A 24,741-nucleotide genomic window follows, 5' to 3' on the forward strand; every position below is an offset into this window, starting at 1 on the left:
CGTCGATGCAAGACCGGAGCGTTGAACATGGCCCTCACCTCCTCGCCCCTCCGCACGGACTGGCCGTGTCAGGTCAAGACACCGGGCAGTTACGACTGGGAGAGGTCCGCGGCCAGGTGGCTGCGCGAGCTGGTACCGGCCCGTTACGGCTCCTACCCGGCGTTGATGCGCCACCCCGTGCTGCTCGCCCGCCACGCGCAGATCCAGGTCCAGCACGAGATCCGGGTCGCCCGTACCGCCCTGCAGACCGCCCGTTCCGAGCTGCCCAGCCTCGGCATGTCCGAGTCGGTCATCGAGCACACCATCAAGATGTACGCCGCCGAGGTCATGCAGCTGAACCACATGGCCCGCTCCATCCGGGCCGTCAGCCAGGCCCTCGTCGACCACAACCTGGCCCGCGCCTCGCACTGACCCGCCCCTCCCCCGCGCGTCGCGGTACACCGCGTCCCAGGGGGGAAGACGATGGACAGGCACCGGCCGGGCGGAGCGCCCGGCCCGACAGAGGGGCGGGACCGATGGATTCCTGGACGTGGGTGATCGTCGCGGTCGCGGTGGTCGCGGCCGCTCTTCTCGGAGCGGCCGTCTGGCTGCTCCTCCGGCTCGTCCGCACCCGGAGCGAGCTGCGCCGGGCCGGACTCCCCACCGGCCCCAAGTGGGTCTTCTGGGGCGCCGTGCTCTATCTCGTCCTGCCGACCGACCTGGTCCCCGACCCGGTCTACCTGGACGACATCGGGGTCCTGCTCCTGGCGATCAGGTCCATGCGTTCCGGCCGCCAGGACGCCCTGGCCGCCATGGAGCAGCAGGAGGGCACGGGAACCGCCCTGCGGGGATGAGACGTTGTCGGGCTGACGGTCACTGCGACGGACGGCACCGATGAACGAGCTGGTACCCGGGGGCAACACCCCTCTGCCGAGCGGCCCCCTGACCATCAGGGTGCCGGGCCCTTTCGACGTCTCCGCCCTCGTGACCGACGACACCGGCAAGGTCCGCGGGGACGCGGACTTCGTCTTCTACAACCAGCCGACGGCCCCCGGCGCCCAGTTGTCCGGAGACACGCTGACGGTGCACCCACCGGCCCTGCGCCCCGGCGCCACCCGTCTCACCCTCGCGATCAGCCCGTCCGCGCCCGACACACCGTTGGGCCACCTGCCCGCCCCGACCCTGCTCGTCACCACCCCCGACGGCCGCCCGCTCGCCCGCTTCACCCCACCGAGACCCACCCGCGAGACGGTACTTCTGTTGGCGGAGCTGTACCGCAAGGGGCCGGTCTGGAAGCTGCGGGCCCTGGGCCAGGGGTACGCGGAAGGGCTGGCGGGGGTGGCGCGGGACTTCGGGGTGGAGGTGCTGGAGGAAGAAACGCCCACACCGGCGCCCCGTCAGGGGCGCGGGGAACTGCGCGACCAGCCCCCACCGACGCGCACGCGCCCCACAAGCGCACGAACCCCCGCCTCCCCCCGGACCCACTACCTCGACCTGGTCAACTCCACCCGAGCCACGGCTGGTTCTCGCCCCGTCTCCGCCGACGCCCGCCTGTCGGCCGCCGCCCAGGCCCACGCCACCGCGATGGCCGCCCAGGGCCGCCTCGCGGCCGAAGGCAGGGACGGCGTCTCCGTCCACCAGCGCGTCACCAGCACCGGCTACGCCTACCTCACCATCGGCGAACACCTGGTCTCCGGCCCCCGGAACCCCGCGGAGTTCGTGGACTACTGCCTCTCCGACGAACGGGCCGGCCGCACCCTCCGCGACCCCGCCTGGAGCGAGACGGGCCTCGGCCACGCCACCGACCCCCGCTCGGGCACCGTCTTCTGGACGGTGCTCTGGGCCCACCCCTTCTCCCCCGCCGGTCTCCACCGGACCGCCACCGAGGTCATCGCCCTCACCAACACCGAACGGGCCGCGGCCGGTCTGCCCCCGCTCTCCCCCGACCCCCACCTCACCACCGCCGCCCAGGCGCACAGCGCCGACATGGTGGCCAGGACCTTCTACTCCCACACCTCCCCCGACGGCCGCGAACCCTGGCACCGCGCGGCGGCGGCCGGTTCCACCCGCCGGTCCATCGGGGAGAACATCGCCTGCGGTCAGCGCTCCGCCGCGGAGGTGGTGCGCGGCTGGATGAACAGCCCCGGCCACCGGGCCAACATCCTCAAACCCGGCTTCACCCATATAGGTGTCGGGTTCGCCGGCGGCGGCGCGGCCGGCACCTACTGGACCCAGCTCTTCGGCGGATGAAACCGATCTGACGAACTGTCCCTCTTTCGGGTCGGGCAACTCGGCCCCGCACCAGGCTACTTGACTCTCCGTTACCACTCGACTCCAATGCACCCTGTCGATGACGGCGGGTGACAGGAGACGGATCAGATGGTTGCGAGAACGGTGGGCACGGGTGTGGTGACGCTGGGCGCGGTCGCGCTGTCGTTGCTGACGGTCCCCGCCCACGCGGCCCCGGCGGCGGGGCCCGACACGACCGAGCTGCGCAAAACGCTGCGCACCGCGTTGTCACAGGGGGCGCCGGGCGCGTTCGCGAGGATCGACGACAACGGCAAGGTGCACCACCTGGCGGAGGGCGTCGCGGACCGGTCCACCAAGCGGGCCCTCGGCACCGGGGACCGCATCCGGGTCGGCAGCGTCACCAAGACGTTCACGGCGGTGGTCCTGCTGCAGCTGGTCGACGAGGGCAAGATCAAGCTCGACACCTCCGTCAACACGTACCTGCCGGGTCTGCTGCCCGACAAGAAGATCACCGTGCGCCATGTGCTCAGCCACCGCAGCGGACTGTACGACTACGCCAACACCCTCTTCTCCCCCAGCGTGGCGGGGTTCGAGAACGTGCGGAACAAGGTGTTCACCTACCGGCAGTTGATGGACCTGTCGCTCGCCAAGCCGCTCACCCACAAGCCGGGCGCGTCCTACGCGTACTCGAACGCGGGCTTCGTGGTCGCGGGCATGCTCATCGAGAAGATCACCAAGAAGCCGGTGGCGACCGCGTACCAGGAGCGGATCATCACACCGCTGAAGCTGGCGGACACATTTTACGTCCACCCGAAGAACACCATTCCCGGCAAGCACTCGCGCGGTTACATGACCGCCGACTCCACCGGGAAGAAGATCGACTCGACGCTGCAGACGACGTCGTGGGCGCAGAGTGCCGGCGGTCTGGTGTCCGGTGCCAAGGACCTGAACAAGTTCATGTCCGCGCTGGTCCAGGGCAAGCTCACCTCGGCGGCCCGGCTGAAGGAGATGCTGAAGTGGACGCCGGTCAACAGCACCCAGGCGTACGGCCTGGGGCTGCGCCGGCGCGACCTGTCGTGCGGGGTCTCGGTGTACGGGCACACGGGAACCGTTCAGGGCTACTACACCTGGGCGTTCACCTCGAAGAACGGCAAGCGCAGCGTGACCTCCTTCGCCAACACGTCCAACAACGGCACCGTGTACGCGACGGTGAACCGCACGCTGGAGTCCACCTTCTGCGGCTGACTCAGCCCACTCGGCCCCGGTGGCGGCCCGGGCGCCGGTGCCGGGGCTGGTCCGGCGCCGGTCCGGGCCGTTTCGGGGCCGGGATGTCCAGGCGCCGGGGCTTGTCCCCGTCGAGGGTGACCCGCTCGCCATGGTGGCGGATCGTCAGGGAGTCGCCGGAGAGCAGCGTGTAGGTGGCGTGACGAGGGACGATCTCCACCCGCAGACAGGCGTCGAGCAGCCCGACGTCGAAGGCGAGCCTGCTCAGACGCTCCGGGAGACGGGGCGCGAAGCCGACGGTCGTGCCGTGGTGGCGCATCCCGCCGAAACCCGCGACCAGCGCCGTCCACGTGCCGGCGAGGGAGGCGATGTGGAGGCCGTCGCGGGTGTTGTGCTCCAGGTCCGCCAGGTCCATCAGCGCCGACTCGGTCAGATAGTCGTAGGCGAGGTCGAGGTGGCCGACCTGGGCGGCGATGACGGCCTGGCAGCAGGCCGACAGGGAGGAGTCGCGGACGGTGAGCGGCTCGTAGTAGGCGAAGTCGCGGGCCGTCTGCTCGTCGTCGAAGCGGTCGCCGCACTTGTACAGCGCGAGGACCAGGTCGGCCTGTTTGACGACCTGTTTGCGGTAGAGGTCGAAATAGGGGAAGTGCAGCATCAGCGGGTACTGGTCGGGCCCGGTGTTCTCGAAGTCCCAGCGCTGGTGGCGGGTGAACCCGGCGTGCTGTTCGTGGACGCCCAGATCGTGGTCGTAGGGGACGTACATGGCCTGGGCGGCGTCGCGCCAGGCGGCGCTCTCCTCGTCGTCGACGTCGAGGAGCCGGGCCCGGTCGGGGTGGCGTTCGACGGCGTCCGCGGCGGCCAGGAGGTTCGCGCGGGCCATGAGGTTGGTGTACGTGTTGTCGTCGACGACGGCGCTGTACTCGTCCGGGCCGGTCACGCCGTCGATGTGGAACGCGCCGTGGTGGTCGTGGTGGCCGAGGGAGCGCCAGAGCCGGGCGGTCTCGACGAGGAGTTCGACGCCGGTGTCCCGTTCGAAGGCGGTGTCCCCGGTGACGGTGGTGTGCCGGACCACCGCGTCGGCGACGGCGGCGTTGACGTGAAAGGCGGCCGTGCCGGCGGGCCAGTACGCGGAGCGCTCCGAGCCGTCGATGGTCCGCCAGGGGAACGCGGCGCCCTTCAGGCCGAGTTGGGCCGCGCGTTCACGGGCGGCGGGCAGGGTGTTCTGGCGCCAGCGGAGCGCCTCGGTGACCGCGCCGGGGACGGTGTGGGTGAGCAGCGGCAGGACGAAGGTCTCGGTGTCCCAGAAGGCGTGGCCGTCGTAGCCGGAGCCGGTCAGGCCCTTGGCGGGGATGGCGCGCTGTTCGGTGCGGGCGCCCGCCTGGAGTACGTGGAACAGGGCGAACCGTACGGCCTGCTGGATCTCCTCGTCCCCGTCGACCTCGACGTCGGCGCGGGCCCAGAAGTCGTCGAGGTACGAGCGCTGTTCGTCGACGAGGCCCTGCCAGCCGCCGTACGCGGCGGCGGAGAGGGCGGCGTCGACCTGGTCGCCGACCGCGGGCAGTGAACGGGTGCCGGACCAGCCGTAGGCCACCGTCTTCTCCACCCGCAGGCGCTCGCCGGTCGCGAGGACGGTGGTGACGGTGAGGCGGGCGACGTCGTCCCGGCTCTCCGCGCCGGTGGTGACCTGGCCGGGGGCGGTGACGACGTGGTCGGCGGCAGCGGCGACACGCAGGCCGCTGCGGCGGGTGCGGTGGACCAGGCGCAGCCGTGTGCCGTCGGCGAAGTGCTCCTCCGGCTCCAGCGGCGACTCCAGGGCGACGGCGGCCCGGGGATCGCCCGGCGCCGCGGCAGTTGCTCGTTGGCGACCAGCTCCGACTGGACGACGATCCGCGCCTCGTCGTCGACGGCCTCGACCTCGTGGGCGACGGCGGCGATCGCCCGCTGGGTGAAGGACACCAGCCGGGTGGAGCGCACCCGGACGGTCGTGCCGGCCGGGGAGGTCCACTCGCAGTCGCGGCGCAGCACGCCGGCGCGGAGGTCGAGGACGCGTTCGTGGGAGCGCAGCCGGCCGTAGCGCAGGTCGAAGGGTTCGTCGTCGACGAGCAGGCGGAGGATCTTGCCGTTGGTGACGTCGATGACGGTCTGCCCGGACTCGGGGTAGCCGTAGCCGGCCTCCGCGTACGGCAGCGGATGGAGTTCGTGGACGCCGTTGAGGTAGGTGCCGGGCATTCCGTGCGGTTCGCCCTCGTCGAGGTTGCCGCGCCAGCCGATGTGTCCGTTGGCGAGGGCGAACAGGGACTCGCTCTGCGGCAGGACGTCGAGGTGCAGGCCCCGTTCGCGCAGCGCCCACGGTTCGACGCCGTACGACCTGTGTGTGATCACGCCCAGTCCCCCAGGTCCGTGAGGTCCGCGACGACGGTGTCGGCGCCGTGGGCGCGCAGGGCGGCGGCCTGGCCGACGCGGTCGAGGCCGACGACGTGACCGAAGCGGCCCGCGCGTCCGGCGTCCATGCCGGCGAGGGCGTCCTCGAAGACGGCGGCCTCCGCGGGTTCGACGCCGAGGTCGTGGGCGGCGGCGAGGAAGGTGTCGGGGCGGGGTTTGCCCGGCAGTTGGCGTTCGGCGGCGACCACGCCGTCGATGGTGACGTCGAAGAGATGCTCGGCGTGGATGGAGCGCAGGACGTCCCGGCAGTTGGTGCTGGAGGAGACGACAGCCGTGCCGAGGCCGTGGGCGCGGACCCGCTCGATGTAGCGCAGGGTGCCGTCGTAGGGCTCGACGCCGTCGGTGCGGATGAGGTCCAGCAGGATCTCGTTCTTGCGGTTGCCGAGGCCGTGGACGGTGGGGGTGTCGGGCGGGTCGTCGGGGGTGCCCTCGGGGAGGTGGATGTCGCGGGAGGCCAGGAAGGTGCGGACGCCGTCGGCGCGTGGAAGGCCGTCGACGTACTGGTCGTAGTCGGCGGTGGGGTCGAAGGGCCGGAAGGCGTCGCCGTCGCGTCGGCGCAGGAACTCGTCGAACGCCTTGCGCCAGGCGGCGGCGTGCACCACGGCCGTCCTGGTGATGACCCCGTCGAGGTCGAAGAGGCAGGCGCGGATCCTTCGGGGCAGGCCGAGTTCGGTCGATCCGGTCGCTTCGGTCGACGTGGTCGCTTCGGTCGACGTGGTCGGGCGGGGCGTGTCTGTCATGGGGTGGGGGTTCCCCGCTGGGCGGGAGTCAGTGGGCCGCACGGGTGAGAACCCCTCTCACCGGCGACTGATGCTGCCGCCGCCGTGCGCACGGCCGAGGGCGTGGAGGTGTTCGAGGGCGTCAAGGACGACGGTCCGGTCGTACCAGGCCAGCCACTCGCCCGCCTCCGCGCCGGCGACGGCCAAGGCCTTGAGCTGAGTTCGCGTCAGCCCCTTCAGCGGGCGCTCGAAATGGGCGGACACCATGCCCACGCACAGCCCGGAAGCGGTGACGAGCGGCACGCTGTGGCACGCACGGCTGCCCGCGTGGAGGATGGCGGAGCGGGCGTCCTCGGTGAACACCGCGTCTGTCGCGACGTCCTCGACGGTCACCTGGGCGACCTCCCGCGCGGCCTTGGCGCAGGAGGTGCCGTCGTCCCCGACGTACGCGAAGAAGTCGACGAAGTCCTGGGTGTGTCCCGTGTGCCGCTCCATGCGCAGTCCGCCCTCGGTGCGGTCGGCGATCTGCACGTTGCCCATGTCGGTGCCGACGATCGCGAGGGTCTGGCTGAGGACGGCGGTCAGGACGCGGCTCCGGTTGCCGCGTCCGGCGCGGCGGTCCTGTTCCTCCTCGAAGCTCAGGGCCGGCTCGGCGTGCCGGGCCCGGCCGGGGAACCACAGCGCGCCGCGGTCATCGGGACGTGGCGCTCCCACGGCCGCCTCGGCGAGGGTGCGCAGCTTGACGTTGTACTGCTGTGATGCCCGCTGGAGCAGCGCGAACGCGGACTCGGCGTCCGGCAGGGCGTAGCGTTCCCGCAGCATGCCCTGGGCCTGGGCGACCAGCGGACGGCCCTCCATCCGGGCGCGCAGCTGCCGCACCTCGGCGCGCAGGCGCGCCAGTTCCTCCCGCACCGCCTCGTCGTCGCCGTACGGCTCCGACCAGGGTCTCGCACGCATATACCTTCCGCTTTCCTCACTTCGGACCACAGCAGGGGTCGTCTGCCCGATCCGGGCCGGAGTACGCCGGATGCGTCTACGGTCTTCCTCATGCCTGTCACCTTCGACGACCTGCTGCGTCGTGCCGCCGCCCTGGTCCGCCCCGATCGTCGTGCCCTCCTCGGTGTCGCCGGCGGCCCCGGGGCGGGAAAGACCACCCTGGCCGAGCGGCTGACCCGGGAGCTCAACGGCGGCGGGGAGCCCTGGGTCGCCCATGTCCCCATGGACGGTTTCCATCTGGCCGACGTGGAGCTCGACCGCCTGGGCCGCCGGGACCGCAAGGGCGCGCCGGACACGTTCGACGCGGCGGGGTACGCGGCCCTGCTGGAGCGGTTGCGGGGTGACGAGGACGACGTCGTGTACGCCCCGGGCTTCGAGCGGACCCTGGAGCAGCCGATCGCGGGGTCGATCCCGGTCCCGCCGTCCGCGCGTCTGGTCGTCACCGAGGGGAACTACCTGCTGGTGAACGGGGAGCCCTGGTCAAGGGTCCGTTCCCACCTGGACGAGGTGTGGTTCTGCGACCTCGACGAGACCGAACGCGTCCGTCGTCTGGTGGCCCGGCACGAGGAGTTCGGCAAGGGGCATGACGAGGCGGTCGCCTGGGTGCTCCGTACGGACGAGCGGAACGCGGAGCTGGTGGCGGCGACGAGGCCGTACGCGGACCTGATCGTGCCGGGGTCGGCGATGCCCCCGATGGACTCGGGGGCGTAGCGGCGGGCCGGGGAACGAGACAGCCCGACGTCGTCAGGAACGTCGGGCTGCCGGCTCGTGGGACCCGTGGTCGGGCTTGGGGGTCAGGCTCGCACGGTCAGTGTCGGTTCGCCCCGGTGGTCACCCGCCGGGTCGCCGATCACGGCGGTGAAGGCCTCCGTGCGGACCCTCAGCCCCTCCGCGACACGGTCGAAGGTGGGGTCGAAGACCTCGCCGGAGCCGCCGTAGCGGACGGCGAAGACGCTGAGGTCGTCCGGTGCCCCTGGTGCGGGGGTGGCCTCGACGGCCGTGGAGGCGACCAGGTGGGACCAGCCCTCGTCGGGGTTTCCGTAGCCGCGGGGGTCGGCGGCGAGGGCGAAGGCGGCTTGCTCCTGGGTGGTGGCGGCGCGGGCGTCGAAGAACTCCGGGCCCTCGGCGGCCGGATGGGTCAGCCACAGGTCACCGGCGGAGGCGACGTCGGCGTCCGCGATCCGGCACAGGCCCTCGGCGCCGTCCGCGACGTACGGCAGTCCGGCGAGGAGGTACGGCTCCCCGGGCAGGCGTTCGACGGCGACCGTGGTCCACAGCCGGGTGCCGTCGGTGACGTACAGGGACCGGACGTGCCGCAGGACGTGGTCGCGGGTGACGACGGGCTTGGTGACGAGCTTGGCCGACAGGCCGTGGGCGCGGACGTCCCGGACCCGGGTCTCGCCCATGGGGCGGCAGAGCAGGAAGCCGTCGACGACCGGTCCGAAGCCGTGCTGGCGGTTGACGGCGGCCGGGAGGAAGTACGTCCCGTCGGCCTCGACCAGGGCGGGAGTCATCCTGGAGTCGAAGGCGACCGAGACCCGTCCGGCGCGCAGTTGGTGCCGGACCGGATCGGTGGACGGGGTGCGGTGCCAGGGCGTGGTGTCCTGGATCTGCCAGACCAGCATCCACGCGAAGTGGCCGTCGACCCGGCCGTCCGGATTGACCGCGTGCCGGCCCCACCGGGTGTCGCCCCGGTAGCGGCCCAGGTCGGCGCCGACGCGGTGGCCGAAGTAGCGCAGGCCGAGCACGGACTCGAAGCCGGAGTGCTGTTCGCTGTAGCGGGGGCCGCCGTTGTCGAAGCCGCCGGCCGTGAGGCGTGCGTCGATGTAGCGGGCGAGCGCCTCCCCGTCCTCGGCGAAGATCTGCTCGCCGCTCACCAGGTGGGCCTGGGCGAGGAAGGACAGGGAGATCGGGCCGTAGTTGTTGTCGTAGGCGCCGCCGTGCTCGGGCGGGAGGAGGGCGCCCCGGTCGCGTACCCGGTGGGCGCGGATCTCCTCGACGTACAGGGCGATGGCCTGCTCACGGATCCGCCTGCCGTCCTCGGGCGGAAGGTGGCGGGCCAGCATCAGGCCGCCGACGACACAGCCGATGGCCTGGTTGCCGGCCTCCTGCGGGTTGAAGAAGGTCGCCTCGGTGAGCCAGCGCCAGTAGCCCCGGCCGGTCTCCCGCAGGGCGTGGGTCTGCTCTTCGGTGAGGAGGCCGTCGGCGAGGTCGAGCAGGTTGACGGCCTGGAGCAGCGCCCAGACGGTGCTCGGCCAGTCGCCGATGGGGTGGGCGCCGGGCGCCAGGGTGTAACGGGCGTACGGGAAGCCGGAGTCGCGGACCTTGAGGTTCGGGTAGCCGGGGTTGTCGTCGGTGAAGACGCGCTCTCGGAGGTGGAAGTCCGTGCTGCGGCCGACCGCCTCGGGCAGGCGCGGGTCCTTGGTGCGCTGCCAGGCGAGGGCGAGCAGTGAGGTGATGCCGAGGGAGGTGTCGCCGATGTCGTCGACGCAGTCGGGGTGTTCGAGGTTGCCCTCGGGCGTGATCCGCGCCAGGGCCTGCTCGACGACGTCGGCGAGGACCGCGTCGTACGCCTCGGGGCTGTCCGGCAGGTCGTGCAGCGGGCCGAGCTGGCGTGGGAGATGCACGGGAGGGGACGTGAGGTGCACGGGGATCAGTCCTTCATGCCTGTGGTGGCCATGGTGTGGTTCATCGGGTCACCCGGCGGGGGCGGCCCGGCGGGCGCGCAGAGCGAGGTTCAGGGTGTGCGGGCCGAGTCCGCCGAGCAGGACGCGGTTGCCGGTCGTCGCGTCGGTGCCGCCGACCAGGGTGTGGTCCTGCCCGGGGTCGTAGCGCAGTACGTCGCTCCGGTCCGGTCCGGCGAGCGGTTCGCCCGTCTCGACGGCGGCCTCGACCCTGATCTCGTCGTCTCCGGCGCGGTAGGTCATCGGTCCGGTCGTCATGCACCAGCGTCCGTCGCCGATCGGTTCGGCGCCCTCTGTCACGCCGCCCGGCCGGAAGGTCAGTTCGAGGGCCCAGGGCACCCGGGGTCCGCTGATGTCGATCCGCAGGTCGGCGCCGTCGTCCCGCAGGTCCACCTCGACGCGGGTCGTGTGGGAGACCTCGTCGCGGGGCCGGTCCGGGAAGGCCATGGAGGCCGAGAAACGTCCGTCGTCGACCAGCCGGTACGCGCCGTCGTCCCGTCGCCGGTCCGCCGGGAGCGGCTGGTAGTAGGCGGCCGTGAGGGTCTGGGTGAGCTCGTACCGGCCGTCGGCGAGCTGTCGCATGCCGGCGGCGCGGAAGGGGCCCAGGTCGAAGAACCCGCGTGAGAGACGGACCGCGTCGAGGACGGCGTCGCCGGCGAACAGGCGCAGGAAGGTGGGGTTGCAGGCGAGGCCCGAGCGGACGCGGCGGTGCTCGGGCACGTCCGAGCCGCCGTACACCACCGTGTGCGCGGTGGCCGAGGCGTGTGCGGCGAGGCGTGCGGTGGCGAGGTACCGGTGGCGCGGGAGTGTCTCCGGTTCCGGGGCCGGCAGGGCGCGGCACAGGTCCGGGGTGAGGAGCGTCTGGGCGAGCAGGTCGGGGTCGTGGATGCCGTCGGCGGCCGCCAGGCGTGCCGCGCGGGCGAAATCGCCCCGGCCGGTGCGGATCGCGAGCAGCCGGTAGTGCGGCAGGTAGGGCCACAGCGCGAACGACAGCCTCTGGTCCTGGCGGCGCGAGTGGACGGTCTCCACCGTGCCGTCCGGCCTGATCAGGTCCAGGGTCGCGGTGAGGTTGCGTTCGACGGCGTCCACCAGGTCGGTACGCCCGAGCACCTCGGCCAGCAGCAGCAGCGCCGGGTTGGTCACGATGGACGCGTAGACGGCGCTGCGTTCCGAGTACAGGCCCTCCGTGTCGATGTCGACGCCCTCGGCGAGCCACTCCTCGGCGCGGGCGAGCAGCCGCTCGTCGGGGAACGACCGGTGCAGACGGGCGAGCGCCGCGCTCAGCTCCCAGCGGTGGTTCGGAGTGTGCACCCCGCCCGTCAGGAGAGCGCCGGTGGCGGCGCCGGCGATCTCGGCGAGCGCCGCCGTGACGTCGGCCAGTTCGGGCCCCGCGCCCGCGGCGAGGACGTGCGCGTCGCACACGTCGTTGACGGTGAACGCGGAGTCCGGCGGTGACTGGACGTTGTCGCCGCCCGCGAAGAGGCCGGAGGCCGTCTGCACGGACCGCAGGGCCCGCAGGTGGGTCAGCGCGGCGGCGACGGCCCGCTCGCTGCCGTGCTGGGCGGACTCCGGCGAGCGGTACGCCGCGACCAGGGTCTTCACCCGCCGGGCCAGGGCGCGGTGCGGCTCGATGAAGTCCGCCGACGGGTCGGCCGGCCCGTCGGCGGCGCGGGCCGCCGCGCGCACGAATTCGTGGTCGAGCGGCACGGGCAAAGGCAAGGTCAGTCCTTCAGTCCGGCGTTGATGTCGGCGTTCATGACGTAGCGCTGGAAGACCAGGAAGACGGCGATCAGCGGGATCATGGAGATGACCGAGGCGCCCAGCAGGACCGACCAGTTGATGTTCTGCGCGCCGACGATGCTCTGGATACCGATCTGCACGGTGAACTTGTTGGGGTCGTTCAGCATCAGCAGCGGCCAGATGTAGTCGTTCCACCGCCACTGGAAGGACAGGATGGCGAGGGTGAGCATGATGGGCCGGGAGATCGGCACCATGATCCGCAGGAAGATCGACAGCTCACGCGCGCCGTCGATGCGCGCGGCTTCCACGAGTTCGTCGGGAACCGTCAGGAAGAACTGGCGGAACATGAAGCATCCGGTCGCGGTGAGCACGGCCGGGAGGATGATGCCGGCGAACGAGTTGTAGAGGCCGAGGTCGCGGACCACCAGGAACGACGGGGCGAGCATGACCTCGCCCGGCAGCATCGTGGTGGCCAGGATGCAGATGAAGAAGGCCTTCAGCCATCTGTTGTCGTACTTGGCCAGCGCGTACCCGGTGCAGCAGCTCACTCCCACCGTGAGGATCGTCGTGATCACGCACACGATGGTGGTGTTGATGAAGTACTGGGAGAAGTTGGCGCTGTCCCACGCCGCTCTGAAACCCGACAGCGTGGGGTTCTGCGGGATCAGCGTCAGCGGAACGGAGAACAGGTCGCCGGCCGGCTTGAGGGAGCTGAGGACGAACCACAGCACCGGCAGCCCGTACAGGCACGCCAGGATCCACAGCAGGGTCGTCGCGGACACCGCCTGCCGGAGGCCGCCGCGGCCCCCGCGGCGGGGCGGCTTCTTGGAGACGGTCCGACCGGAACCGGCGTCGACCGGGCGTGGGATGTCTGTGGTTGTCATCGGTTCTCCACCCGCCGGTTGACGATCAGCTGGACGATCGCGACGGCCATCAGGATGAGCATGAGCACGAACGACGCGGCGCTCGCGTAGCCGATCTGGCCCCGCTTGAAGCCGGTCTCGTAGATGTACTGCACCAGCAGGTTGTTCGACGTACCGGGTCCGCCGTTGTTGAGGGCGACGAACACCGGGTACTCCTTCATCGCGTTGATCGTGTTGAGCAGGATGACGATGAACGAGGTGGGCGCGATGCTCGGCAGGGTGATGCTGAAGAACTGGCGCCAGGGGCCGGCGCCGTCGAGCGAGGCGGCCTCGTAGTACGACACCGGCACGTTCTTGATCGCCGCGATGAACAGCAGCATGGTGAAGCCCGTCCACGCCCAGGACGACGCCATCACCACCACGAGCAGCGAGAGGTCCGCATTCGACTGCCACGGAACGGCGTCTCCGCCGAACTTCTCGATGACGTAGTTGACCAGTCCGAAGTTCTCACCGAACATCCACCGCCACAGGACACCCACGACGATGGGCGACAGCAGCCACGGGATGAAGAAGAGGACACGGGCGACCGACCCGCCCTTGGCGTGCTTGCTCACCACCAGGTTGGCGGCGAGCAGGGAGACCACGAAGTTCAGCGGGACGAAGAGGACGGTGTACAGCAGCGTCCGGGTCAGCGCGTCGTAGAAGGTGGTGTCCCCGAGCAGGTTGTCGTAGTTGTCCAGTCCGATGAACTGGAACGCCCCGACGCCTGTGTAGTTGGTGAAGGAGTAGACGAGCCCGATCACCGCCGGCCAGACGAAGAACAGCGAGAAGAGCACGACATTGGCCGCGATGAGCACGAGCGGCGCAAGGGTGTACTTGCTGCGTCTCCTGGGCGGGCTCGCGGACACGGCCGAGGCGCGTTTTGTCATCTTCCTGACTCCGTGCTGGTGAAATTGAGTTCCGGTGGGCTCAGGACCTGAGCCCGGCATCACGCGGGCCCGGGCCCGGGCGGCGGCGTCTCGAACCCGCCGCCCGGGACTGTCGGCCTACGCTCAGCCGCCGACCTGCTGGTTGTAGCCCGCCACGATGTTCTCCAGGGCCTTGTCCGACGACTGCTGGCCGTTGATCGCCTTGCCGAGCTCCGTCTTGGTCGGGTCCTCGGCGAGGCTCTTGCCCTTCAGCACCCAGTTCGTCTGCGCGCTGTTGAAGTAGCCGGAGATCGGGTCGTAGAGCGGGATGGACTCGTTGTAGAGCTTGAACGCCGCCTGCGCCGCCTCGGACTTGAAGGGGTACTTCGGGTTCAGACCGGTCTCGACCGGCAGGAAGCCGGAGGTCTCGCACAGCGTCCTGTAGTGGTCGGGCTCGTACAGCCAGGACAGGAACTTCTTCGCGGCGGCGGCCGCGTCGGCGTTGTTGTTGAAGCCGACCGTCATGCCGCCGCTGTTGACGTCACTGGCCTGCACCGGCTGGGCGGGGGTCGGGACGCTCGCCCACTCGAACTTGGTGATGCTCTCCGAGTAGGCGGCGACCTGCCACACGCCGGACCAGTAGGCGACGACGTCACCGCTCTGGAACATGGCCGACGGGTCGGCGCCGCTGGTCCACACCGACTTCGGCATGGTCTTGTCGTCGTTCCAGCCGACGAAGGTCTTCACGGCCTTCTTGGTCGCGTCGTCCACCGAGAACTTGCCGGAGTCGTCGGCGTGGACGTACTTGCCGCCCATCTCGTAGACCATGGCGCGCAGCCGGGAGGGCGACTGGTCGAAGGTCAGGCTGTACTTGGCCTTGGTCTTCTCCCGGACCTCGTTCGCCGCCTTGATGAACTCGTCCCAGGTCCAGGTCTTGTCCGGCGAGGTCGGGTAGTCGACGCCGGCCTTCTCGAAGAGCGACTTGTTGATGAACATGCCGGACGCGGTGACGTCCGAGGGAATGGACAGCACCTTCCCGGACGAGTCCTTGGCCAGGAAGTTGGCGTTGATCTTGTTCGCCTTGTCGTTGGCGATGTCGCTGAGGTCGATCAGCTTGTTCGACCAGATCGGGTCGAGCGCCGGCACGGCCGCCACGTCGGGGAGCGAGTTGGCCTGCGCGGAGTTGCGCAGCTTCGTCGTGTAGCCCTCGTAGGGGATGTTGACGAGCTTGACCTTGACGCCGGTCTCCTTCTCGTACTGCGCCACCATCTTCTTCCAGCCCGCGTCCTGCCCCGGAACCGTGGAGATCCAGAACGTCAGCGACTTGGAGGTACCGCCCGAGTCGGACTCCCCTCCTCCACATGCGGAGAGCAACAGGACGGCCGCCGAGACGCCGGCAGCGAGGGGAACCAGGCGGCGCGTACCGCCGCGGCCGAGTCGGCTGGAGCGCCGCACACCCACAGTGGTCATCTTCGATCCCTTGTTTCGTCGTATGGGGACAGAGCACGGCGCCGACGGAGGCGGCACGGGTGCAGTTTGCAGGAAACGTCGCTCTCCGGGCGCGGCCTCGCCCGGCCGCGTCTCACGCGGGGCGGGCTCCCCAGCCGTTCTGGCTGTCACCGCACGGGCACGCCCTCGTGCGGTTGCCGTACGTCGCGTACGGGCGGGATGGCTCGCCCCAAGTCGGCGTCCCGGCCGACCTAGAAAGCGCTTGTCCGGACATTGGCAGATGCCGGTGGAGTCCGTCAATGCTTCACCCCCGCCCCTCCGGTCACGGTTTGGATTCCCCGGGCCACGGCCAGGCGGCTGGCCCCCACCACGGTGCCGCTGTCGCCGAGCGCACTGCTCACGACCTCGGTGGGCCAGCTCAGGCGGGCCAGCTCGGCCCGTACGCCGGGCAGCAGGCGGGGCTTGGAGCCGACGGCGCCGCCCAGCACGATCAGGCCGGGGTCCAGCACCGCGGTCGCCGCGGCGGCCAGTCGGCCCACGTCGGCGGCGTGCCGGCCGACGACGGCGCGGGCCGTGGTGTGTCCCGCGTCGGCCAGCGCGAACAGCCCGTCGACGGTGTCGGGGCACACGCCGTCCACGCCCCGCCAGGCGTCCGCCGCCCGCCGCAGCAGGGAACCCGCTCCTATGTGCGCTTCCAGGCCCTCGTGGCGGGGCTCCCGGTCCACGTCCCACGGGTAGGGCAGCCGGGCCACCTCGCCCGCGGCGCCGTTCGCGCCGCGCAGCACCTGGCCGCCGATGACGACACCGAGACCGATGCCGACGCCGATCCGCAGATAGCCGAAGGTGTCCCGGCCCCGGGCCGCGCCTTCGTGCAGCTCGGCGAGGGCGGCGCAGTTCACGTTGTTCTCGACGTGCACGGGCACGCCGGGCGGGAGGGCCACCGTCAGGGCGTCGAAGATGGGGCCCGCCTTGGCGGTCGCCGGCCGTACGGCCGCGCCCTCCCGGCCCTGCGTCGTGACGTCGCCGACGGCGACCACGATGGCCCGCAGCGGCGCCCCGGCCGACAGCCGCCCCAGAGCCTCCGCGACGACGTCGACGGTGTCCGCCCGCGGTCCGGTGCCCTCGGCGAGCAGGGCGCCGTCCAGGGCGCAGACCCGCACCCGGGTGACGCTCGGGCCGAGGTCGACGGCGAGGACCGCGCCGGCGGCGAGCCCCAGGTCGTACACGGCCGCCGACCTGCCCGTTCCGCCCGTGAGGGTGCCGGAGCGCGCGGCGAGCCCGGCGGCCTCCAGCTCCGCCACGGCGGTGGACACGGTCGGCTTGGAAAGGCGCGCCCCGGTGGCCAGTTGGGGGCGGGTGGCGGTGCTCGACGCGGCCAGTACGGCGAAGACGGCGCGCGCGCTCTCGCTCAGTTGCATGGTCTCCCCAGTCGTGCCGCGATCATCCGGCCGCACGGTCGTGCGGTATCAGGCGTCCTCACCCTTGACGCCCTCTAATTCGTTAGTTAATTTCCTAACGAAGTCAAGCGGTACTCGCCTACCGCACCGTCAGAGGCCCGTCCCGGGGCTTCCCTAGCACCCCCCACAGACCCTGTGTGTCCAGGCACGGTTTCGCCCAGCCGTCGCTGCGCCCATCGCAACGCAACGACGAAAGAGGCCTCACGTGCCGGACAGAAGGCCCGTCGCGGTCGGTATCGACGTGGGCGGCACCAAGACCCATCTCCGTGCTGTCACGGGGACGGACCCGGTCGCCGACCACATCCGCACCAGCCGTGGCTGGCGGCCGCACGACCGGGCGGCCGCGGCCGCATGGCTGGCCACGCTGGTCGGGGAGGTGCTGCCCGCGCACACCCCTGCGTCCGGCGTGGCCGTCGGCGCCCATGCCTGCGAGACGCCCCGGCAGTGCGAGGGGATACGCCTCGCCCTCCAGGAACGGCTTCAGGTGCCGTGCCTGGTGGTGGGCGACGCCGAGCTGCTGGCTCCCGCCGCCGGTTTCGACAAGGGGGTGGGACTGGTCGCGGGCACCGGCTCGGTGGCCGTCGGCCGGTCCGCCGACGGTACGGCGGTGCAGGTCGGCGGCTGGGGCGCGGTCCTCGGTGACGAGGGCGGCGCCGCCGGCCTGGTCCGGGAGGCATGCCGTGCGGTCTGGTCCGCGCACGACCGGGGCGAGGCACCCGACGCGCTCGCCGACCGGCTCGTCGCCTCCTTCGGCGTGAGCGAGGTGCCGGCGCTCGGCGGGGCCCTGGAGGCCGCCACGGCGATGTCCGCCGACTGGGGCCGGCACGCTCCCGAGGTGTTCGAGGCCGCCGAGGACGGCTCGGAACTCGCCCGTCGCGTGATCTTGGACGGGGGCCGCGCCCTCGCCTCGCTCGTCGCGCGGCTCGACGCCCGCCGGGTCCCCGTGGACGACGTGGTGGTGGCCGGCGGGACGATCCTGTCCCGGCCCGCCCTGTACGCGGCATTCGCCGAAGCCCTCGCCGAGGCTGTACCGTCCGCGCGACCGCATGTGCTCCAAGTGCCCCCGGTCGAAGGGGCGTTGGCACTTGCACGTACTCTCCTCCGACCGGCCGCCGACTGATCACCGGCCGGTCGCCGACCGGCCATGGACCGGTCAGCCGCCAGTTCCACGCTCAGCCCGCACCTGATCAACCCACCGCGAAAGGAGCGGCGCTCCATGCCGTCATCTGCCGGGCACCACACGCTCAACCGCCGTGTCTTCCTCAGGAACTCCCTCGGCGTATCGGCCGGCCTGCTCGCCGCTCCGACCGTCGCGACCCTCTGGCAGGCGCCCGAGGCCAAGGCCGCCACCGCGTTCGCGCCGTTCGTCGACGACTACACCACCAATGTCACGGCGAACCGGACCCCCGAGACCAACGCCGTGGTCCGGGCGCTCGGCGGCTTCGCCCAGATCTGGAAGACCGGCGAGGCCTGGGACACCGGCACCCCGCTGCTGCCGGAGATCCTGCGCGCCAACATGCGCTACTGCGCGCGCCTGACCGCCCGCCGCACCCCGGCGCAGGCCCGCGAGGCGTTCATCACCGACCGGCAGCACCAGAGCTACTCGGTGATCAGCGGTCTCGGCCCGCTGGCCGACCTCTACAAGGCCGGGGCCATGGCGGTCACCTCGATCACCTCCGCCCCCGACGGCACCCCGTCCGGCAAGATCAGCGACTCCGTGCCCGCCGACGCGCCCGCCGGATCCGCGAACGGCGCGGGCTCGACCACCTCGCGGCTCGGAAAGGTGGCCGAACTCGTCAACACCGTGCGCGGGCCGTTCGCGTCCAGCAACCCCGCGAAGTCCTCCTACCAGTACCCGCGCCCCTGGCGGATGAACGAGAACAGCGAGGTCGTCGACACCGGCGCGATCGACGAGTTCGGGTACCCGGTGTACGACTCCGCCGTGATCGTCGCCCCGCAACTGCTGCGTCAGCGCGGCGAGAACCCGGCCGAGGACGGCGGCTTCCCCAGCGGCCACACCAACGCGCTGCACCTGGCGGCCCTGGCCTACGCGTACGCCGTCCCCGAGCGCTTCCAGGAGATGGTGACCCGCGCCTTCGAGGCGAGCCACGACCGGATCATCTCCGGCATGCACTCCGCGGTCGACGTCATCGGCGGTCGTGTCATGGCCACGGCCCTGGCCGCCGCGGCGCTCGCCGACCCGAAGAACGCCGAGCTCAAGGCGGCCGCACGACGGCAGGCCGCCGAGTACTTCCAGGCCGAGACCGGCACGACGGCCGACACCCTGTACGCGTACGCGCACTCCGCGGGCAGCGACACCGACCCGTACGCCGACCGCTGCGCCAACGCGCGGCTGGTCGAGCCGAAGCTGACATACGTGCTGACCCGGCGCGGGCGTTCCGAGGACCTGACCGTGCCCAAGGGCGCCGAGGTCCTGCTGGAGACGCGGCTGCCGTACCTCGACGCGGCGCAGCGGCGCGAGGTGCTGCGCACGACCGCGCTGCCGTCGGGCTATGTGCTGCTGGACGGCTGGGAGCAGTGGGGCCGGCTCAACCTGTTCGCAGCGGCGGACGGCTACGGCGCCTTCGACTCGGAGGTCACTGTCACGCTGGACGCCGCGCTCGGTGGTTTCGCCGCGGCCGACACCTGGCGCAACGACATCGACGGGGCGGGCGGGCTCGTCAAGAAGGGCAGCGGCACGCTCACCCTGTCCGGAGCCAATCGGTACACGGGCGGCACGGTCGTGGAGGCCGGTGTCCTCGCGGCGGGCTCGAAGGAGGCGTTCGGACGCGGTGACGTCCGGGTGAAGGGCGGCACGCTGGCCACCGGCGACCGCACCGTCCGGGTGCGCGGCGGCTACACGCAGGCCGGTGTCCTCGACGTGACGCTGGACCGGGGCGCCGACGCCGCCCTCGTGGTCGACGGGCGCGCGGTCCTGGAACGGGGCAGCAAGCTGGTGGTCCGCTTCGACATGAAGCAGGCACCGCGTTCCGGCAGCACGGTCGCGGTCGTCGGGGCGCGGTCGCTGCAGGGCCGGTTCTCGGAGGTCACCGTGGCCGTCGAGGGCTGGACGGCGGAGCAGGTCTTCACGGCGCACGGGGTGTCGGTACGCCTGCGCAGGCACTGACTCCTTCGGGCGTGAGGCTGTCGGGGGTGGCGTGAGCCGCCCCCGACAGCCGTTTCCGACCCTGCGGCTCTCCGGCCCTGCGGCTCTCCGGCCCTCTAGAGGCTCGGTGGCAGCGCCTGCTCGGCCCAGATGGTCTTGCCCGCCCCGCTCGGGCGGCTGCCCCAGCGGTCGGTGAGCTGGGCGACCAGGAGCAGACCGCGGCCGCCCTCGTCGAAGCTGCGGGCCCGGCGCAGATGGGGCGAGGTGCTGCTGGCGTCGGAGACCTCACAGATGAGGGTGCGGTCGCGGATCAGGCGCAGCTGGATGGGGGCGCCGCCGTAGCGGATGGCGTTGGTGACGAGTTCGCTGACCACGAGTTCGGTGACGAACACGGCCTCCTCCAGGCCCCAGCGGTTGAGCTGGTCGGTGGCGAGCCGGCGCGCGCCTGCGACCAGCGCCGGTTCGTCGGTGAGGTTCCAGACGGCCACCTGTTCCGCGTCGAGGGCGCGGGTGCGGGCGAGCAGCAGCGCCACGTCGTCGGCCGGGACCTCGGGCAGCAGTGCCTTCAGCACGGTGTCGCACGCGCGCTCCAGGCCGCCGACCGACCCTCCGAGCGCGGCGCACAGGGCGGCGGTGCCCGTGTCGACGTCACGGTCCCGTGCCTCGACCAGACCGTCGGTGTACAGGGCGAGGACCGAGCCCTCGGGCAGTTGGAGCTCCGTGGTCTCGAACGGGAGGCCGCCGACGCCGAGCATCGGCCCGGCCGCCACCTCGACAACCTGGACGCTGCCGTCGGGCCGGACCACGACGGGCGGGACGTGTCCGGCCGAGGCGATCGAGCAGCTGCGGTCCACCGGGTCGTAGACCGCGTACAGACAGGTCGCGCCGATCTCCCCCTCCCCCGTGCCGTCGCCGGCCGCGAGGTGTTCGACCAGGTCGTCCAGGTGGGTGAGGAGTTCGTCGGGCGGCAGGTCGACGTCGGCGAGCGCCCACACGGCGGTGCGCAGCCGGCCCATGGTGACGGAGGCGTGGATGCCGTGGCCGACCACATCGCCGACGACCAGCGCCACCCGGGTCCCGGACAGCGGGATCACGTCGAACCAGTCGCCGCCCACCCCGGCCTGCGACAGCGCCGGCAGATAGCGGGAGGCGAACTCGACGGCCGCCTGCCCGGCGACCGTCTTCGGCAGCAGACTGCGCTGGAGCGCCAGTGCGGTGCTGCGTTCCCTGGTGTAGCGGCGGGCGTTGTCGACGCAGACGGCCGCACGGCTGGAGAGCTCCTCGGCCAGGGACACGTCCTCCTGGTCGAAGGCGTCGGGGTGCTCGGGCGTCAGGATCCGCACGAGGACGGCGACCCCCAGGGTCGTGCCGCGTGCGACCAGAGGTACGGCCATCAGGGAGAGGTCGGGGGCCTCGGCCTCCCGGAGTCTGGCGGAGCGGGCGCCGTGCTCGGCGAACCAGGAGTCGAGCTGGTGCTCGCCGGTGCGGGTGAGCACGGGCTCGCCGCTGAGCAGGGCCCGGGCGGGCGGGGAGAAGGGCGGGTAGACGTCGGCGGCGCCGAGCGCGATGGCCGCCTCCGGGGCACCGGGCGTACCGGAGTGATGGGCGGCCCTGCACAGCCGCACGCCGTCCTCCACGGGGCCCATCTCGGGTTCCTCGCCCTGGAGGACGGACTCCAGGAGGTCGACGCTGGCGAAGTCGGCGAGCCGGGGGACGATCAGCTCGGCGAGTTCACGCGCGGTCTGGACGACGTCCAGCTTGGTGCCGATGGAGCCGGCGGCCTCGTTGAGCAGGGCCAGGCGCTGGCGGGCAGCGAACTGCTCGCTGCTGTCGAAGGCGGCGAGCGCGGTGCCGATCAGCTCCCCCGAGGGGGCGCGCACCGGCCACATCTCGGAGGTCCACGCGTGCATGCGGTGACCGGAGGGCGAACGGGTCCAGCTCTCGTAACGGACCGGCTGCCCGGTCTCCACGACGAGCTCCAGATGGCGCAGAAAGCCCTGGTGGGGCTCGACGTCCTCGACGGTGTCGGGAAAGTACCGGTGCCGGAACTCCTCCTCGGGCCGGCCCATGACCTTGCACGCCCAGTCGTTCATCCGCAGATAGCGCTGCCCGGTGTCGAAGACGGACATGGACATCGAGGCCTGGGTGAAGGCCAGCTCGCCGAGGCCCCACTCGGTCGGGTCGGGCGCGGCCTGGAGGACGAAGCGCCGCCGCTCCCCCTCCGTGCCCCGCACCGCACAGATCCGGACCGCGACCATGTGCCGGCGTCCGTCCCGGTGGCGCAGGTCCACCACCGCCTCGCCGTGCGTCACCAGGGCCCGCCAGACCGCGGCCGGGTCCCCGTCGACCAGGTCGGCCGCCGGCCTGCCGGTCACCTCGTCGGCGCTGTACCCGGTGAGCCGTCGGGCGCCCTCGCTCCACCCCGCGACGAGGCCCCGCGTGTCGACCACCGCCATCGCATCACCGGCCGTGGCAGCCCGCGACGCGCCGGACGCCTTCGTCACCATATGGCCAGGATGGTCCGTTCCGGGCGGGGCAACAACCCGGCTCCGTCCGTGACGTACCGGGCGATGGCCCCGCCGGGCGGCCGCCCCCCTACAGCACCGTGCGGGATTCGAGGTCCTTGCGGGTGTCGTTGCCGTAGACGCCGGTCTCGTCGCCCCGGATGCCGTACCAGAGCTGGAAGCGCGCCACGGCTTCCTTCAGGACGACGTCGTACCGGCCGGAGGTGGAGCCGTTGTCGTACACGTTCGGGATACGCAGCAGTCGTTGCTGGAGTTCGGAGACCTCGGGGCCGCTGTCGCCCTCGCGCAGGGTGCCGGGGCCGTCCGGGTCGGCCCCGTCGTCCGGGGCCGGCGCCGAGGTCGCGGGGGCCGACGGGGTCGGGGTCGGGGTCGGGGTGACCACGCGTGCCTCCTTCTCCGTGCCGCCGCCGGGCAGGAGCAGGGCGGCGCCGAAGCCCAGCAGGGCCGCCGCGCCGACGCCGACGACCACGGCGGCGCGCTTGAGGCCCGAACCGTCGCCGGGGGCCGGCCGACGCCGCTGCCGTCGCCGGTCTCCCTCGTCGCGCGGAACCGTGCCCGAGCCGAAGTCCTCGCCGACCATGACCGGGGGGAGTTCCTCGGTCTCGTACTCCGTCCGGGGCAGGATCCGCTCGGGGGCGGGCTCCGTCCCGGCCGGGGGCGGCGGCGCCGAGGGCCGTGCCGACGGCGGCGGTGTCGGCACCGATGCCGGGGTGGGGGGTACGGCGACGGTCTCGTACTCGTCGTCGGGTGCGGGTGTCCCCTTGTACTGCTCGAACTCACGCAGCAGCTCGGCCAGGGCCTCGGTCCTGCGCCGGCGCATGACGTAGGTCGGCTCGATCGTGGGACGCTTCGCCGTCCGGCCCGGTTCGGGCGGTTTCGACACGCTGTTCTCCTTCCGTGCACGCGGTCTCCCGCCATCCCCGAGAGGAGATACGGGCAGCCGGGCCGTGAGGTTCAGCGCAGGGGGCGGCTCCGGGAGGCGGTCGGGAACACGTCAACGACCTCTCACTGCGTGAGGATCACGTCGCGAGGGTGATCCGGATGCCGATCGTGCCGTCGGCGCCCCGGCGCAATCGGCTGCCGAGGAGGGTGAGCCGGCCGAGGATCCCGTACTTGCGGGCGATCAGCCCCCGGTAGGCGGCTGAGCCGGCCGCGTCCAGGATCTCGGCGCGGGCGGGGACGGAGTCGCCTGTGGGGTTGCCGCGCACGTCGCAGGGACCTACGAGGACGTCGGCGCGGTTGCGGATGCGTTTGACCTTCCAGGAGTCGGCCACGGTCCACACTCCGAGGGCGTCGCCGTCCCGTACCACCCACACCGGAGTCGGCACGGCGGTGCCGTTCTTGCGGTAGGTGGTGACCAGCAGGTACTTGCCCGCGCCGAGCGCGTCGAGCGTGGTGTCGTCGGCCATGACGGGAGTCTAGAGCGCGGTGACCGGACCGGGCGTACGGCCGCCGGCGGAACCGCGGCGGCCGTACCCCGAGGAACGCGCGGTGGAGCCGCGTCAGTCCAGCAGGCCGTCGTAGTCGGGCAGCTTGTACGTGCGCTCGGCGTGACCGCCGACGAGGTCGGTGGTGTTGTTGCCGACGTTGGCGATGATCGTGTATCCGTCGGACTCGATGTCCGCGCGCGAGGCGGTCTTGTATGCGGAGACCTCGGAGAAGAGATCGGGCAGGTCGCGCACGTAGAGTCCGTCGACCGGGTAGCCGACGTTCTTGAGGTTCCACTCGGTGAGGGACTCGATGATGCCGGGGCGGGCGGTGACGAAGAAGACGTCCACCCCACGGGACTTGGCGTACTTGGCCAGCGCCAGGGAGGGCTTCAGGGCCGGGGTCGGCAGCTGGTACCAGGGCGTGTAGTGCGTCTCCAACGTCGTGTTGTCGATGTCGAAGACGATGGCGAGCCGCCGCCCCGAGGGGTTCGCGGTGCGCTGCTGGATGTAGGGCGTGGCCGTGTCGATGACGGTCTTCACGTCCTTCTGCCAGGTCGCGTAGTCCACTTCGGCGGCCGCGGCCGCGGCGACCGCGGTCGTGCCCGGCGCCGCGGCGGCCGGCACCGCGGCGGTCATCGAGGCACCCAGGCCCAGGACGGCCACCGTGGCGACCGTGGTGATGCGGCGTCCCACACCGCTTCCTGTCATGTTCGTCCCCTTCTTGTCATGTCAAAGCGGCGAGGTGGTCGGACCCCTCGCCGCAGTCGTCATGGTCATGTCCATCAGTGGCCGGGAGACTACCCAAGAGTTACTGATTAGTAGAGAGGTCGCGACGAACGTTCTTCGACGGGAAGAGGCCCGTGAGCCCGGTCGCGCCCAGTGAAGATCGCAGAACGCTCGGCAAACACCAACCGGCGGGTCTACATTGCCCGTTGGACGTGCGCACTTTCACAGGAGATCCAGGAGTTG

General features: G+C 71.7%; 19 protein-coding genes and 1 pseudogene. 7 read left to right on the forward strand and 13 right to left on the reverse strand.

Annotation, left to right across the window (positions count from 1 at the left end):
- The first annotated feature begins 27 nt into the window (after positions 1-27).
- From GWK25_RS26175 to GWK25_RS26190, 4 genes are all read left to right on the forward strand, one after another.
- Positions 28-411: a hypothetical protein gene (locus GWK25_RS26175; protein WP_215453597.1), complete on the forward strand. Its 384-nt coding sequence runs from the start codon at positions 28-30 to the stop codon at positions 409-411.
- Positions 412-515: 104 nt separating this feature from the next.
- Entirely contained in the window at positions 516-833 is a 318-nt protein-coding gene (locus GWK25_RS26180; protein ID WP_215453598.1) for a YkvA family protein, read from the forward strand.
- 40 nt (positions 834-873) lie between these two features.
- Complete coding sequence (locus GWK25_RS26185; protein ID WP_215453601.1) at positions 874-2,229, forward strand: CAP domain-containing protein; 1,356 nt, start codon at positions 874-876, stop codon at positions 2,227-2,229.
- A gap of 129 nt (positions 2,230-2,358) precedes the next feature.
- A complete protein-coding gene (locus GWK25_RS26190; RefSeq protein ID WP_215453604.1) occupies positions 2,359-3,474 on the forward strand; it encodes a serine hydrolase in 1,116 nt (371 codons plus the stop codon).
- A 1-nt stretch (position 3,475) separates the two neighbouring features.
- Here the strand turns inward: GWK25_RS26190 and GWK25_RS26195 are convergent.
- From GWK25_RS26195 to GWK25_RS26205, 3 genes and pseudogenes are all read right to left on the reverse strand, one after another.
- A pseudogene (locus GWK25_RS26195) lies at positions 3,476-5,835 on the reverse strand (glycoside hydrolase family 65 protein).
- On the reverse strand, positions 5,832-6,635 hold the full coding sequence (locus GWK25_RS26200; RefSeq protein ID WP_251829041.1) for an HAD family phosphatase: 804 nt from the start codon (positions 6,633-6,635) through the stop codon (positions 5,832-5,834). The pseudogene GWK25_RS26195 and the gene GWK25_RS26200 overlap by 4 nt, the downstream one beginning before the upstream one ends.
- A 57-nt stretch (positions 6,636-6,692) precedes the next feature.
- Positions 6,693-7,571, reverse strand: a complete 879-nt coding sequence (locus GWK25_RS26205; RefSeq protein ID WP_215453606.1) for an ANTAR domain-containing protein — start codon at positions 7,569-7,571, stop codon at positions 6,693-6,695.
- A 90-nt stretch (positions 7,572-7,661) separates the two neighbouring features.
- Here GWK25_RS26205 and GWK25_RS26210 point away from each other — a divergent pair, with 90 nt between their 5' ends.
- Positions 7,662-8,321, forward strand: coding sequence for a nucleoside/nucleotide kinase family protein (locus GWK25_RS26210; protein ID WP_215453609.1), 660 nt, complete (start codon positions 7,662-7,664; stop codon positions 8,319-8,321).
- A gap of 83 nt (positions 8,322-8,404) precedes the next feature.
- Here the strand turns inward: GWK25_RS26210 and GWK25_RS26215 are convergent, their stop codons facing one another.
- The 6 genes from GWK25_RS26215 to GWK25_RS26240 all read right to left on the reverse strand — a co-directional run bounded on the left by GWK25_RS26215 (position 8,405) and on the right by GWK25_RS26240 (position 16,672).
- Positions 8,405-10,237 (reverse strand): hypothetical protein, encoded by a 1,833-nt coding sequence (locus GWK25_RS26215; RefSeq protein ID WP_215457588.1) that lies wholly within the window; start codon positions 10,235-10,237, stop codon positions 8,405-8,407.
- Between the two features lie 69 nt (positions 10,238-10,306).
- Positions 10,307-12,007, reverse strand: a complete 1,701-nt coding sequence (locus tag GWK25_RS26220; protein WP_215457590.1) for a hypothetical protein — start codon at positions 12,005-12,007, stop codon at positions 10,307-10,309.
- Between the two features lie 8 nt (positions 12,008-12,015).
- A complete protein-coding gene (locus GWK25_RS26225) occupies positions 12,016-12,918 on the reverse strand; it encodes a carbohydrate ABC transporter permease (protein ID WP_215453611.1) in 903 nt (300 codons plus the stop codon).
- Positions 12,915-13,826 carry a carbohydrate ABC transporter permease gene (locus tag GWK25_RS26230; protein ID WP_215453612.1) on the reverse strand — a complete coding sequence of 304 codons (912 nt, stop codon included), beginning with the start codon at positions 13,824-13,826 and terminating at the stop codon, positions 12,915-12,917. The genes GWK25_RS26225 and GWK25_RS26230 overlap by 4 nt, the downstream gene beginning before the upstream one ends.
- A 123-nt stretch (positions 13,827-13,949) precedes the next feature.
- On the reverse strand, positions 13,950-15,275 hold the full coding sequence (locus GWK25_RS26235) for an ABC transporter substrate-binding protein (protein ID WP_215453613.1): 1,326 nt from the start codon (positions 15,273-15,275) through the stop codon (positions 13,950-13,952).
- Between the two features lie 275 nt (positions 15,276-15,550).
- Positions 15,551-16,672: an ROK family protein gene (locus GWK25_RS26240; protein ID WP_215453614.1), complete on the reverse strand. Its 1,122-nt coding sequence runs from the start codon at positions 16,670-16,672 to the stop codon at positions 15,551-15,553.
- 244 nt (positions 16,673-16,916) lie between these two features.
- Between GWK25_RS26240 and GWK25_RS26245 the strand changes: the two genes are divergently transcribed.
- Positions 16,917-17,831 carry a BadF/BadG/BcrA/BcrD ATPase family protein gene (locus tag GWK25_RS26245; RefSeq protein ID WP_215453615.1) on the forward strand — a complete coding sequence of 305 codons (915 nt, stop codon included), beginning with the start codon at positions 16,917-16,919 and terminating at the stop codon, positions 17,829-17,831.
- Positions 17,832-17,927: 96 nt separating this feature from the next.
- On the forward strand, positions 17,928-19,838 hold the full coding sequence (locus tag GWK25_RS26250; RefSeq protein WP_215453616.1) for a phosphatase PAP2 family protein: 1,911 nt from the start codon (positions 17,928-17,930) through the stop codon (positions 19,836-19,838).
- A 95-nt stretch (positions 19,839-19,933) separates the two neighbouring features.
- Here the strand turns inward: GWK25_RS26250 and GWK25_RS26255 are convergent, their stop codons facing one another.
- The 4 genes from GWK25_RS26255 to GWK25_RS26270 all read right to left on the reverse strand — a co-directional run bounded on the left by GWK25_RS26255 (position 19,934) and on the right by GWK25_RS26270 (position 24,480).
- On the reverse strand, positions 19,934-22,324 hold the full coding sequence (locus tag GWK25_RS26255) for a SpoIIE family protein phosphatase (RefSeq protein ID WP_215453617.1): 2,391 nt from the start codon (positions 22,322-22,324) through the stop codon (positions 19,934-19,936).
- An 88-nt stretch (positions 22,325-22,412) separates the two neighbouring features.
- The gene (locus GWK25_RS26260) at positions 22,413-23,225 is read right to left on the reverse strand and encodes a peptidoglycan-binding protein (RefSeq protein WP_215453619.1); all 813 of its coding nucleotides are present in this window, start codon (positions 23,223-23,225) and stop codon (positions 22,413-22,415) included.
- Positions 23,226-23,361: 136 nt separating this feature from the next.
- Positions 23,362-23,751: a PPOX class F420-dependent oxidoreductase gene (locus tag GWK25_RS26265; protein ID WP_215453620.1), complete on the reverse strand. Its 390-nt coding sequence runs from the start codon at positions 23,749-23,751 to the stop codon at positions 23,362-23,364.
- Between the two features lie 93 nt (positions 23,752-23,844).
- Positions 23,845-24,480, reverse strand: a complete 636-nt coding sequence (locus GWK25_RS26270; RefSeq protein WP_215453621.1) for an HAD family acid phosphatase — start codon at positions 24,478-24,480, stop codon at positions 23,845-23,847.
- Positions 24,481-24,741 lie beyond the last annotated feature (261 nt).

It is taken from the genome of Streptomyces sp. ATCC 21386 (genome assembly GCF_018728545.1).
Taxonomy (GTDB): domain Bacteria; phylum Actinomycetota; class Actinomycetes; order Streptomycetales; family Streptomycetaceae; genus Streptomyces.

Excerpts from the sequence above, each read along its gene's own strand:
- GWK25_RS26175 (WP_215453597.1), top strand. The coding sequence starts at position 28 with ATGGCCCTCACCTCCTCGCCCCTCCGCACGGACTGGCCGTGTCAGGTC.
- GWK25_RS26180 (WP_215453598.1), top strand. The coding sequence starts at position 516 with ATGGATTCCTGGACGTGGGTGATCGTCGCGGTCGCGGTGGTCGCGGCC.
- GWK25_RS26185 (WP_215453601.1), top strand. The coding sequence starts at position 874 with ATGAACGAGCTGGTACCCGGGGGCAACACCCCTCTGCCGAGCGGCCCC.
- GWK25_RS26190 (WP_215453604.1), top strand. The coding sequence starts at position 2,359 with ATGGTTGCGAGAACGGTGGGCACGGGTGTGGTGACGCTGGGCGCGGTC.
- GWK25_RS26200 (WP_251829041.1), bottom strand. The coding sequence starts at position 6,635 with ATGACAGACACGCCCCGCCCGACCACGTCGACCGAAGCGACCACGTCG.
- GWK25_RS26205 (WP_215453606.1), bottom strand. The coding sequence starts at position 7,571 with ATGCGTGCGAGACCCTGGTCGGAGCCGTACGGCGACGACGAGGCGGTG.
- GWK25_RS26210 (WP_215453609.1), top strand. The coding sequence starts at position 7,662 with ATGCCTGTCACCTTCGACGACCTGCTGCGTCGTGCCGCCGCCCTGGTC.
- GWK25_RS26225 (WP_215453611.1), bottom strand. The coding sequence starts at position 12,918 with ATGACAACCACAGACATCCCACGCCCGGTCGACGCCGGTTCCGGTCGG.
- GWK25_RS26230 (WP_215453612.1), bottom strand. The coding sequence starts at position 13,826 with ATGACAAAACGCGCCTCGGCCGTGTCCGCGAGCCCGCCCAGGAGACGC.
- GWK25_RS26235 (WP_215453613.1), bottom strand. The coding sequence starts at position 15,275 with ATGACCACTGTGGGTGTGCGGCGCTCCAGCCGACTCGGCCGCGGCGGT.
- GWK25_RS26240 (WP_215453614.1), bottom strand. The coding sequence starts at position 16,672 with ATGCAACTGAGCGAGAGCGCGCGCGCCGTCTTCGCCGTACTGGCCGCG.
- GWK25_RS26250 (WP_215453616.1), top strand. The coding sequence starts at position 17,928 with ATGCCGTCATCTGCCGGGCACCACACGCTCAACCGCCGTGTCTTCCTC.
- GWK25_RS26255 (WP_215453617.1), bottom strand. The coding sequence starts at position 22,324 with ATGGTGACGAAGGCGTCCGGCGCGTCGCGGGCTGCCACGGCCGGTGAT.
- GWK25_RS26265 (WP_215453620.1), bottom strand. The coding sequence starts at position 23,751 with ATGGCCGACGACACCACGCTCGACGCGCTCGGCGCGGGCAAGTACCTG.
- GWK25_RS26270 (WP_215453621.1), bottom strand. The coding sequence starts at position 24,480 with ATGACAGGAAGCGGTGTGGGACGCCGCATCACCACGGTCGCCACGGTG.